Source organism: Treponema sp. C6A8, from assembly GCF_000619925.1.
Taxonomy (GTDB): Bacteria; Spirochaetota; Spirochaetia; order Treponematales; family Treponemataceae; genus Treponema_D.
On sequence record NZ_JHVB01000012.1, the window covers coordinates 19,016 to 29,962 of the forward strand.

Here is a 10,947-nt window from a genome sequence, read left to right on the forward strand (position 1 = left end):
TATGGAACAGTTTAATGTAACAGGTATGAGCTGTGCGGCATGTCAGACCCGAGTTGAAAAGGCTGTGTCTGCACTGCCGGGTGTAAAGAGCTGCGCCGTAAGTCTTTTGACTAATTCTATGGGGGTAGAAGGCGATGTGCCGGCAGATGAAATTATTCAGGCAGTTGAAAATGCTGGATATGGGGCAAGTTTGAAAGCGTCAAAGGCTGGCGGTCAGGGAAAGGCATCTTCAAAAGCGGCATATTCTGACTCGCTAAAAGATACAGAAACTCCAAAAATGAAAAAGCGTCTTGTTGCCTCTGTGATTTTACTTATTCCTTTGATGTACGTTTCCATGGGGCACATGCTCTGGAAGTGGCCGCTTCCGGCATTTCTTGACGGAAATCATGTTGCAATGGGTCTTTACGAGCTTTTGATTTCTGCCCTTGTGATGGTGATAAATCAGAAATTTTTTGTAAGCGGATTTAAAGGCCTTCTTCACAAGGCTCCAAATATGGACACTCTGATTGCGCTTGGCGCGACTGCGGCTTTTGGCTACAGCGTCTTTGCACTTTTTGCCATGACCGGTGCTGTCGTCGAAGCTGATAAAGAGCAAATTATGTATTACATGAATCAGTTCTACTTTGAATCTGCGGCAACAATTTTGACTTTGATTACTGTAGGCAAAATGCTAGAAGCAAAATCAAAGGGGGAAACAACAAATGCCTTAAAAGCGTTAATGAAACTCGCGCCGGAGACAGCTGTAATTTTAGCTGACGGTAAGGAAGAGACTGTAGCGGTGGAAGACGTAAAAGTCGGTGACCTTTTTGTGGTGCGCCCGGGAGATAAGATTCCTGTAGACGGCGTCGTTACTCAGGGGCAAAGTGCTGTAAATGAAGCCGCTTTGACAGGAGAAAGTCTTCCAGTGGAAAAAGAAGCTGGCGATAAGGTGACTTCTGCAACGATTAATACTTCCGGTTACATGGTATGCCGTGCCACCCGCGTTGGAGAAGATACAACACTTTCTGAAATTATCCGCATGGTAAGTGATGCGGCGGCAACCAAGGCTCCAATCGCAAAAATTGCAGACAAGGTTTCGGGTATTTTTGTTCCTGCTGTAATAGCAATTGCAATCGTTACTCTTGTGGCATGGCTTCTTGCCGGTCAGACTTTTGGTTATGCGATTGCGCGTGCCGTTTCGGTTCTTGTAATCAGCTGTCCTTGTGCTCTTGGGCTTGCAACTCCGGTTGCCATTATGGTGGGAAACGGAATCGGCGCAAAGTCTGGAATTTTGTTTAAGACTTCGGCATCACTTGAAGAGGCGGGCCGCACTAAGATTATCGCCCTTGATAAAACCGGAACAATTACGACCGGCCTTATGAAGGTGACTGACCTCGTGGAGGCAGATGGGATTAAAAAATCTGAACTTCTTGCCGCCGCTTACTCACTTGAATCAAAAAGTGAACACCCTGTTTCTAAGGCAATTGTTGAGTACGGTAAGGAAAATGGTGTAGAAGTCCTTGAAAGCTCTGATTTTGAAGTTGTCCCGGGAAAGGGGCTTAAAGCCTGCATAAAAGGCAAAGTGATTTACGGTGGAAATGCTAAATATATAGATGAAAATGCAAAAACAGATATTTCTTCTATTAAAAATACTCTTGATGAGCTTTCTTCCCAGGGAAAAACACCTGTTTTGTTTGCAAGTGAAGATAAACTTCTTGGAATTATCGCTGTGGCAGACACAGTTAAGGATGATTCTCCGTCCGCAATTAATCAGCTAAAAAATATGGGACTGCGCGTTGTAATGCTCACAGGCGACAACGAAAAAACTGCCCGTGCAATCGGAAATCTGGCAGGGGTTGATGAAGTAATTGCTTCGGTAAAACCTGACGGAAAAGAGGCTGTAATACGCGAGCTTATGAATCATGGAAAGGTAGCGATGGTAGGGGACGGCATAAACGATGCCCCGGCCCTCACAAGCGCCGACCTTGGAATTGCAATCGGGGCGGGGACTGATGTTGCCATCGACGCAGCAGACGTAGTTTTGATGAAAAACAGCCTTATGGACGTTGCAGCTGCAATCAGAATCAGCCGTGCAACTTTGCGTAACATCCACGAAAACCTCTTCTGGGCATTTTTCTACAATGTAATCGGCATACCTCTTGCTGCCGGCTGCTATGTTGCCGCTTTTGGCTGGACTTTGAACCCCATGTTCGGAGCTGCAGCAATGGGGCTTTCAAGCTTCTGTGTTGTTACAAATGCACTGCGTCTGAATCTGGTCAAAGTTTACGACGCAAGAAAAGATAAATCAGTTAAAAATCCCTCAAAGGGAAAGGAGAATACTATGAAAATTACAGTTAAAGGAATGATGTGCGGCCACTGTGAGGCTCACGTAAAAAAGGCTCTTGAAGCAATCGATGGAATTACAGGTGCTACTGCATCACATGAGCAGAATCTTGTAACAATTGAAACTTCAAAAGATGTGGACGAAGCGCTCATTAAGGCTGCTGTTGAAGAAGCTGGTTATGAATACGCTGGAATCTGCTAAATTTTTTAGGCAAGGGCATTTTGATAAAGAGTTCAAAATGCTCTTGCCCTCAATTTTACCCTGTGATATAAATTAATTATGGAAGTTATTAAAAGTTTTACAATTGATCACACACATTTAAAGCCTGGTATTTATGTATCCAGAGAAGATAAGGGTTTTACAACTTATGATCTTCGTATTACTGAGCCTAATAAAGAGCCGGCTGTTGCACCTGCTGCAATTCACAGTATTGAGCACCTTATGGCAACATGGTTCCGTAATTCAAAGGCAAAAGATGATGTTGTTTATGTAGGTCCAATGGGATGTCTTACAGGTATGTATATCATTATGACAGGAAAATATTCTGTTGAAGATATGCGTCGTCTTACAATCGAATGTCTTGAATGGATTATTACACAGAAGGAAGTTCCTGCAACAACTCCTGAAACATGCGGAAATTACCTTCTTCACGATCTTCCTATGTGTAAGTGGGAATGTGCCCGTTATTTGGATCGCCTTAAAAACGATTTCCATAGTGAATACACTCAACTTCAGGTTAAACTTTCTGACGGAAAAGTTTTCGCGGACGCATAAAATTTTTCGTTTTATTTATACAAGATCATAGCTGTCCGGCCAGGCGCGGCAGATTAATGTAAGCTTGTGTTCGCGGGCTAGGGCTGCTGACTGTGCAGTGGGAACTGATTTTGAAATTAAGGTTCCTGCTCCTGCACGGATAACTTTTTCCACCATATCTACAGGAACGCGCCCCGACGTAAAAAGAATTGCTTTTTGAGCGGGGATTTCATTTAAAATCATATACCCCACAGCTTTATCCAGAGCGTTGTGGCGGCCTATGTCTTCTGCACTAAAAAGAATTTTTCCTTCTACAGCAAGGATACAGCGGTGAGTTCCCGCAGTATGAGTATGAATTATACTGTCTTTAGAGAATTCTTGAGCAATTGAGAAAATCCATTCTGGCGGGCAAGTTGCTTTTTTCAAAACCGGGAGCGGAACTTCATCTGCATTTTTTGCATATTCTATATTTTTTGTGCAGCAGGAAGCTTCAAGATTTTGACTTTCTTTCCAGATGATTTCTTCTTTCAGAGTTACAAAAGCTCGGGTTTTACTTTCGCAAAAACGGATTTCTGCAATATCATCTTTTTTTTCTATTATGCCGCTGGTTAAAAGCCGACCTGCAAGCAGTTCCATAAGATTTGAGTCCGTGCAGACAAGGGAGAAAATCTGCCTGCCGTTTATTATGATTGCAAGTCTGTGCTCATTCAGACTGAGGATTTCCTTTTCTTCATGACTTCCGTCGGGGAATACCTTTTGGATTTTCAGAGGGCTGACTGTCATGCGTCACCTTCCCCGCGTAAAACCGGAATTCCATGCTCTAAAACAGGCAGAAGGTATTCGAGGCATTCTTTGCCAGCTTTAGGGCTTCCCGGCATATTGATAATCAGCGTTTTATTTCGGATGACGCTTGTGGCGCGGCTGAGCATAGCTCGCGGCGTGATGGTCATGCTGTAGGCGCGGAGTCCTTCTGCAATTCCCGGAGCATCTTTTGTGGCGGCTCGTTTTGTGGCTTCGGGCATCATGTCGCGCGGAGAAAAGCCTGTGCCGCCGGAAGTAAAAATTACATCCGGTTTCTGAATATCGGCAATCTGACAGAGAGCCTTGTAAAGACCCTCCTCATCATCAGGAAGAAGGGTGATGCCTGTTACAAGGTAGCCCGCATTTTCCAGAATTTCCTTGATAAGAGGGCCGCTTTTGTCTTCGCGCTCGCCTTTTGAAGAGCGGTCACTTGCAACTAAAACAGAAGCAGAAAATCGTCGTCCCTCAAGCAATTCAATTTCATCACCAAGAGAAACTTTTCCACCCTGAACAACGCGGGCAAAAACACCTTCCACAGGCATTATGCATTTTCCTGTTCGCTGGGTAACAGTGCAGGCTGAATGGCATTTTTTTCCAATCTGAATGAGTTCTAGAATTACGTCATTGCATTTGAACTTTGTGCCGACCGGGAAAGTTTTAAAATCAAAACCTTCGACTAAAAGATTTTCGCCAAAGTCACCGGCCCTAACGTCAGCGCCAGATTTCTTAAATTCTTCTACCTGGTCCCAGGAAAGCAGGCTGACCTGGCGCTCGCTTCCGGCGTGGGCGTCATTTTCTAGACCAAAGTTTTCTATTATATTTACAGTGCCGACGTCCTTTTTTGGCGTTCCTTTTTTTTCACTTATGCAGACAGCACGGATTTTCCCTTTAATCAAATCATCCTCCAATTTCGGTCATCATGTGGGATTTTAGTCCCTGCTGATTAAATGTATGTGCTTCAGGCTTTTCTTTGATAGCCTTTTGAATTTCCTTGCTAAGTATATCATAAAGTTTAATGCCGCTTTCCCCCGAGCGCAACAGCTTCTTTACGTCCAGAGCGTCGTCGTAGCAGAGGCAGAATTTTAAAAGTCCGCTGGCTGTAAGGCGGATGCGGTTGCAGTCAGAACAGAAGGCGTGAGAAAGAGGTGAAATGAAGCCGATATTTCCATCAAACCCGTCAAAATGATATAAGGTTTCCGGGGAGTGATTCTGCCTTTTGAGGGGCGCGGCTTTTCCGAATTTTTCTTCAAGTTCAGACAGAATAAAATCAGATTTCAGCCCCTTCATTCCGTTTGCACAGCCAATCGGCATAAGTTCGATAAAGCGCAGGTCAATGGGATTGCTTTTTGCAAGCAGGGTGATTTCTGCAAGTTCAGAGGCATTATATTGGCTTGGAACACAGTTGATTTTTACAGGAAAACCGAGGTCAAGCGCCGTCTTAAGGCTTTGCAGCACCTTTTCAACTCCGCGGCTTCCGGTAATCGCAAAAAAAGTGTCGTCATTAAGCGTATCCAGGCTGATATTCACGCGGGAAAGTCCTGCTGCTTTGAGGTCGGTTGCCAGTTCTGAAAAGAGTATGCCGTTTGTTGTAAGGCAGATTTCTTCGATGCCGGGAATGTCCTTCAGCAATTTTACAAGACTTACAATGTCGCGGCGGACAAGAGGCTCCCCGCCGGTCAGTCTGATTTTTTTAACGCCAAGACCTGCAAGCACGCGGACAAGCTCTGTGATTTCTTCAAAAGTCAGGATTTCTTGGTGGGGAATGTGATTTATTCCCTGGGGCGGCATGCAGTAACGGCAGCGGAGGTTGCATTTGTCTGTGAGTGAGATTCTAAGATAGTTGATTGTGCGTCCAAAGCTGTCGGTCAAACTTTCCATTTTTAAGGCTCCAAAAGCATGAGCTTGTCATGCGGGATTCTGGCGTAGAGTTTTTTATCTGTCAGGCTGGCTTCGATTTCTTTCCAGGCGGCTTTTGGGAGTTCCCAGTGAACGAGGGGACGGTCTGCAAGTGAGAGTGCCTTCTCCGGACGTGTAAGTGCCTCCTTCCCCCCCGCCGGCACTTCCTGCTCAAAGTAAACCGTAAAGGAAAAAGCGTCTTCTATCACGCGTTTAATGCGGCAGGTAAATACGTTCTCTTTCTGCGCGTCTGCTTCGGTGCATAATTCAAGGTAGTGGGCACGAAAGGCCGCGTAGGGGGCAGCTGAGCTGTGGCAGGGGGCACCCACATTTGTAAGTTCCCTTTTCCTTCCAACATGCAGCCTTATTCCCCAGTCCAGTGCAAATGCAGTCTCATCATCAAGCCATTGCAGCCGGCTTATATTCTTGCAGCCCGAAAGCCGCGCCGCTCCCACAGTTGAAGGATTTTCAAAAAAATCATGCTTTTCCACCGGAGCAGAAAGTTTTCCTTTTTCTGCAAAGGCAGCAATATTCTTTGCCATTCTGAAAGCCTCGTTTCTGTCGTGGGTAACAAGAATTGAAGGGCATTTTTTTTCTTCAAGCAAATCCAAAATCAGTCTTTCAAGTTCGGATTTTCGGTTACTGTCGAGAGCCGAAAATGGCTCATCAAAAAGAAAAACTTCCGGCTGAGAAGCAATCAGGCGGGCAAGAGCAACCCTCTGCTGTTCGCCGCCGGAAAGCTTAGCAGGATAATTATTTTCCTTTCCGCTAAGCCCGAACCGGCTGATTAATTTCTGAACCTCGTCCTTATTTTTTGCAGTTTCGCTTATATTCTGATAAAGCGTCATGTTGGGAAAGAGGGCGTAATTCTGAAAGAGGTAGCCCACCCGTCTTTTTTGCGGAGGAAGATTGATTTTCTTTTCTGAATCAAACAAAATGCGGTCATCAAGAATAATACGGCCGCTGTCAGGACTTTCAATGCCCGCAATGCATTTTAATAGAAGAGATTTACCGGCGCCCGACTGACCAAGCACAGCCAGAGTCTGATTATCACTTTCAAAATCAGCGCTTAAAAGAAAGTTACCAAGCCGTTTTTCAATTTTTACAGAAAGACTCATGCGGTCCTCCTTTTAGAAAAACGCTGGGTTATGACATTCATCAATAGAAGAATAATTGCAGAAAGGGCAAAAATGATTAAAACCCATCTGAGTGCAAGAGCCTTGTTTCCGCCCTGCATTGCGGTGTAAATTGCAACCGCCATTGTCTGGGTTTTTCCCGGAAGGTTTCCTGCAACCATGATTGTAGCGCCAAACTCTCCAAGGGCGCGGGCAAAAGAAAGAATTACGGCAGCGGCAATTCCCGGGAGAGAGACCGGGATCATGATTTTTGTAAAAATGCGGAATTCGCTCATGCCAAGAGTTCTGGCAGCGGCAATTATGCTGCCGTCAACCTGCTCAAAAGCGCCCCGGGTCGTTCTGTACATGACCGGGAAAGAAACGACTGTTGCCGCAAAAACTCCGCCGCCCCAGGTAAAAAGCGGATTGATGCCGATTGAAAAAAGAAATTTCCCGAATCCGGCATTGCGGCTGAAAAGCATCAAAAGGAAAAAGCCCACAACCGTTGGCGGCAGTACAAGAGGAAGAGAAAGCACAGCATCTAAAATGGGACGGGCGCCTTTTGACATTCCCACTCCCCACGCGGCAAAAATTCCAAGCACAAAAGTAATCAGCGTGGCAGAGAAAGCAATTTTACAGGAAATCAAAAGCGGCGACAAATCCATGGCAAAACCTATTTTTTCAGGGTGACAAAGCCGGCTTTTTCAAAAATCGCCTTTGCCTTATCTGAATATAAAAAAGCTTCAAACTTTTGGGCTGTCTCTTTATGACGGCTGTTTTCTACGATTCCAACCGGATAAATCACTGGCGGGCAGGAGCCTTCCGGTGCTTCTGCGACTACACGAATTTTCTGACTTACGGCCGCATCGGTTGCGTAAACAAGACCGCAGTCACATGCTGCTTCTTCTACCCATGAAAGTACGGTGCGTACGTCGCTGGCAAAGTTTGCCTTTTTGCTGACAGATTCCCAGCTTCCAAGTTTCTGGCAGATTGCCTTTGTGTACTGGCCTGCAGGAACACTGTCCGGCTCACCGATGGCAATCATTTTTACTTCAGGCAAAGTTAAATCTTCAAAAGAAGAAAGTTTCAGGCTGCTGTCTTTTGGAAGAATAAGCACAACTTTGTTTTCCAGAAGATTTGAAACGCTGCCCTCTTCCATCAGATTTTTTTCTACAAGAGCTTTCATCTGCTTTGTGGCGGCAGAAATAAAAAGGTCACAAGGTGCACCGGCTTCAATCTGAGCCTGAAGTGCCCCCGACCCGCCAAAAGAAAAAAGCAGTTTTACATCAGAATTTTCTTTTTCATATTCATTTTTCAGCTGGGCACAAACGTCGGTAAGAGAAGCCGCCGCAAGAATTGTAAGTTCAGTTTTTTTGGATTTACTACAGCCAGTAATCAGACTGCTGAGCAAGCCGACAGCCAAAAGCATTTTTTTCATTTTACAGCCTCACTTCGAATAAAATGCCCCGATTTTCCGCCGGATTTTTCTTCAAGATGAATTTGACCGATTTCCATAGTCTTATCGATTGCCTTACACATATCGTAAATCGTAAGAAGGGCTGTGCTGACTCCTGTCAGGGCTTCCATTTCCGCCCCGGTTTTTCCGCAGAGCTTTACAGAACAAAAGCAGCGGATTTGATTTTTTTCCGGGCAGAGCTCAAAATCAACTGCAACCTTTGAAAGCAAAAGGGTGTGGCAGAGAGGAATAAGCTCCGGAGTTTTTTTTGCAGCCATAATTCCCGCGATTCTGGCGGTGGCAAGAACATTTCCCTTTGGAACAGCGTCCTTCTGGATTGCCTCCATCACTTCACTGCTCACAGAAATAATTCCGCTTGCAAGGGCAAAGCGTTCTGTTTCATTTTTCTGGCTTACGTCCACCATGGACGCATTTCCGTTTTTATCTAAATGTGTAAAATTATTCATAGATGCTTTCTCCATTTTAGTTCGCCTTTCCAAATCCGCAGTTAGGATAGGTGCAGTTTTTGCATCCCAGACAAAGTCCGCCTTCTCCATATCTATTCAAATCAGCTGCTGTCAGACATTCTCCTGCAAGCAGGCGAGGCAATACCAGATCAAAAATCGTTCGTCCTGCATACATCACGCAGCCAGGGAGTCCAAGAACTGGAATCTGTTTATTATTATACTCCAGATATGAAAGCAAAAACATAGCGCCGGGAAGCACTGGTGCTCCATAAGAAATAATTTTTGCTCCACAAGCCTTAACGGCACCTGGGGTCCTGTCGTCAGGGTCAACACTCATTCCGCCGGAACACAAAATCATATCTACGTCCTTGTCTGCAAAAGAAAGAATGTCAGTTTTTATTGCTTCAAGTTCGTCGCCCGGAAAAGTCTGTCCGATAATTTCTGCATTAAATTCAAAAAGTTTACTTTTTATTACTTTTCCAAAGCCGTCTTTTATAAGTCCTTTTTTTATCTCATTTCCGGTCGTAACAAGTCCGATTTTTTTCAGCTTAAAGGGAAGAATTTGCAAAAGGGGGGTAGAGCCGGCAGTCTTTTTTGCACGTTTCATTTTTTCTTCTTCAATTACAAGAGGAATAATTCGGGTTCCGCAAAGTTTATCACCGTTATGAACTACAGTATTTCCGTGAATTGTCGCAATCATCATTTCACCAAGGCTGTTTACTTCAAAAAGTTTTTGAGAATTGATTTTAAAAAGTCCGTCTGTTGCAGCAAAGATTTCAATTTTACCTTCGCTTGGTTCGGAAGCCTTCAGTGTACTGGAATTTCCCATGCAAATATCACGCAGAATCTCAGCAGCTTCATCTTCATGGAGAATTCCTTCGTGTCTTTCCCAAACGTAAAGATTTTCTTTACCCACAGAAAGCAAAATTGGAATGTCGTCTGCCTGTACAATGTGGCCTTTTTTGAAAACGGGTCCTTTTTTCTTTCCGGGGATAATTTGTGTTATATCGTGGCAGAGAACGTGGCCTGCAGCCTCTTCAGTTTTTATACATTTCATTATTTATTCCTCAACAAGTAAGCTTCAATTATTTCAAAAATTTCTTTAGGATCGTAACCATCCCGCGCGATGCAAATCACAGGATTTTTACAAACTGATTTTTCACTCACGCCGCTTCGCAGAACTTCAACTTTCGGGTAATCGGAATCCTTTACTCCTTCAAGAATGATAAAATCGGGCGGGCAAGGAAGCGATTTGATTTGATTTATGAGATTATTCAGAATATTTCTGCCGCCAGTTCCTGCAGACGTCTTTGTCCCAAACATAAAACGTTTATCTGAAAAAATGCCAGTTGCTACAGCTCCTGCCTGGTCAAAAAGAAAAGTATCCGTTCCAGGCGCGTCTGTAAAACAGTCGTGCCCGTCGTGCTTGATTACTGCAACGCTGTAGCCCTGCTTTTTGATTTCGCCGATCAGAGCAAGAATCATCCGGGTCTTTCCGCTATTTTTGATTCCACTCACGGCAAAAATAAATGGCTTTTGCAAAGCGGCATATTCTTGGGGCGTATTTACGTTCAAAAAGTTTTTTTGGTTTAGCGAGGATTTTTCTATTGAGATGAACTTTGTTGGTACTTTTTCGAATAAAAGGGAAAGTTTCAGGTTTCCCCCGGCAAGTTGATTTTCTACCGTCGGCAACACTGATTTTTTATAGACAGCGCAAAGCGGCTGCTCGTGTCCATCCATAAGTGGCACATAACAATCATAATCTGAGCAGAAAAATTCCTCGATGTATTGTGGAAGCTCTTTTGTCATGAAAGGCATGTCAACTGCACAGACAAAAACAAAATCATTTTTACTTTCTGTAAGCGCGCGGCGTATTCCTTCAAGAGGGCCTTTGTCGTGATTCTCATCTATGATGATTTTGATTTTTTCGCCATATTTTCCTAAGTCATATTGATTTTCATATTTCGCACTCACAAGAATCTGGTCAAAGGCAGAAAATTCTTCAATCAGTCTTTCAAGAAAAGTTTTTCCCTTGTAAGTCAGAAGTACCTTATTCTGTCCCATGCGGGAACTTTTTCCCCCGGCAAGGATGGCAATAGAAAGTGGAATATTTTTTGAAAGAAAATCTGTCATATC

General features: G+C 44.3%; 11 protein-coding genes. 2 read left to right on the forward strand and 9 right to left on the reverse strand.

Going from position 1 to position 10,947, the window contains the following annotated elements; genetic code table 11:
- Window position 1 precedes the first annotated feature (1 nt).
- The gene (locus T530_RS0110310) at window positions 2-2,524 is read left to right on the forward strand and encodes a heavy metal translocating P-type ATPase (RefSeq protein WP_027728940.1); all 2,523 of its coding nucleotides are present in this window, start codon (window positions 2-4) and stop codon (window positions 2,522-2,524) included.
- 78 nt (window positions 2,525-2,602) lie between these two features.
- A complete protein-coding gene (locus T530_RS0110315; protein ID WP_027728941.1) occupies window positions 2,603-3,097 on the forward strand; it encodes an S-ribosylhomocysteine lyase in 495 nt (164 codons plus the stop codon).
- Between the two features lie 15 nt (window positions 3,098-3,112).
- Here T530_RS0110315 and T530_RS0110320 read toward each other — a convergent pair whose 3' ends face one another.
- From T530_RS0110320 to mobB, 9 genes are read right to left on the reverse strand one after another with little or no spacing between them, the layout of a single operon-like run.
- A complete protein-coding gene (locus T530_RS0110320) occupies window positions 3,113-3,859 on the reverse strand; it encodes a formate dehydrogenase accessory sulfurtransferase FdhD (RefSeq protein ID WP_027728942.1) in 747 nt (248 codons plus the stop codon).
- On the reverse strand, window positions 3,856-4,773 hold the full coding sequence (locus T530_RS0110325) for an MOSC domain-containing protein (protein ID WP_252507369.1): 918 nt from the start codon (window positions 4,771-4,773) through the stop codon (window positions 3,856-3,858). The genes T530_RS0110320 and T530_RS0110325 overlap by 4 nt, the downstream gene beginning before the upstream one ends.
- A gap of 1 nt (window position 4,774) precedes the next feature.
- Window positions 4,775-5,755 carry a GTP 3',8-cyclase MoaA gene (moaA, locus tag T530_RS0110330; RefSeq protein WP_051537943.1) on the reverse strand — a complete coding sequence of 327 codons (981 nt, stop codon included), beginning with the start codon at window positions 5,753-5,755 and terminating at the stop codon, window positions 4,775-4,777.
- Between the two features lie 2 nt (window positions 5,756-5,757).
- On the reverse strand, window positions 5,758-6,891 hold the full coding sequence (locus tag T530_RS0110335; RefSeq protein ID WP_027728945.1) for a sulfate/molybdate ABC transporter ATP-binding protein: 1,134 nt from the start codon (window positions 6,889-6,891) through the stop codon (window positions 5,758-5,760).
- A complete protein-coding gene (gene modB, locus T530_RS0110340) occupies window positions 6,888-7,553 on the reverse strand; it encodes a molybdate ABC transporter permease subunit (RefSeq protein WP_027728946.1) in 666 nt (221 codons plus the stop codon). Before modB ends, T530_RS0110335 begins: the two co-directional genes overlap by 4 nt.
- Before the next feature lie 8 nt (window positions 7,554-7,561).
- Window positions 7,562-8,326: a molybdate ABC transporter substrate-binding protein gene (modA, locus tag T530_RS0110345; RefSeq protein ID WP_027728947.1), complete on the reverse strand. Its 765-nt coding sequence runs from the start codon at window positions 8,324-8,326 to the stop codon at window positions 7,562-7,564.
- Complete coding sequence (gene moaC / locus T530_RS0110350) at window positions 8,323-8,811, reverse strand: cyclic pyranopterin monophosphate synthase MoaC (RefSeq protein ID WP_027728948.1); 489 nt, start codon at window positions 8,809-8,811, stop codon at window positions 8,323-8,325. Before moaC ends, modA begins: the two co-directional genes overlap by 4 nt.
- A gap of 16 nt (window positions 8,812-8,827) precedes the next feature.
- Entirely contained in the window at window positions 8,828-9,868 is a 1,041-nt protein-coding gene (locus T530_RS0110355; protein ID WP_027728949.1) for a molybdopterin-binding protein, read from the reverse strand.
- Window positions 9,868-10,944, reverse strand: coding sequence for a molybdopterin-guanine dinucleotide biosynthesis protein B (gene mobB / locus T530_RS14840; RefSeq protein WP_027728950.1), 1,077 nt, complete (start codon window positions 10,942-10,944; stop codon window positions 9,868-9,870). Before mobB ends, T530_RS0110355 begins: the two co-directional genes overlap by 1 nt.
- Window positions 10,945-10,947 lie beyond the last annotated feature (3 nt).

What these genes read in the sequence shown, in the direction of transcription:
- T530_RS0110355 (WP_027728949.1), bottom strand. Translation starts at nt 9,868, where the DNA reads ATGAAATGTATAAAAACTGAAGAGGCTGCAGGCCACGTTCTCTGCCAC.
- T530_RS0110310 (WP_027728940.1), top strand. Translation starts at nt 2, where the DNA reads ATGGAACAGTTTAATGTAACAGGTATGAGCTGTGCGGCATGTCAGACC.
- T530_RS0110315 (WP_027728941.1), top strand. Translation starts at nt 2,603, where the DNA reads ATGGAAGTTATTAAAAGTTTTACAATTGATCACACACATTTAAAGCCT.
- modA (WP_027728947.1), bottom strand. Translation starts at nt 8,326, where the DNA reads ATGAAAAAAATGCTTTTGGCTGTCGGCTTGCTCAGCAGTCTGATTACT.
- moaC (WP_027728948.1), bottom strand. Translation starts at nt 8,811, where the DNA reads ATGAATAATTTTACACATTTAGATAAAAACGGAAATGCGTCCATGGTG.
- T530_RS0110335 (WP_027728945.1), bottom strand. Translation starts at nt 6,891, where the DNA reads ATGAGTCTTTCTGTAAAAATTGAAAAACGGCTTGGTAACTTTCTTTTA.
- moaA (WP_051537943.1), bottom strand. Translation starts at nt 5,755, where the DNA reads ATGGAAAGTTTGACCGACAGCTTTGGACGCACAATCAACTATCTTAGA.
- mobB (WP_027728950.1), bottom strand. Translation starts at nt 10,944, where the DNA reads ATGACAGATTTTCTTTCAAAAAATATTCCACTTTCTATTGCCATCCTT.
- T530_RS0110320 (WP_027728942.1), bottom strand. Translation starts at nt 3,859, where the DNA reads ATGACAGTCAGCCCTCTGAAAATCCAAAAGGTATTCCCCGACGGAAGT.
- modB (WP_027728946.1), bottom strand. Translation starts at nt 7,553, where the DNA reads ATGGATTTGTCGCCGCTTTTGATTTCCTGTAAAATTGCTTTCTCTGCC.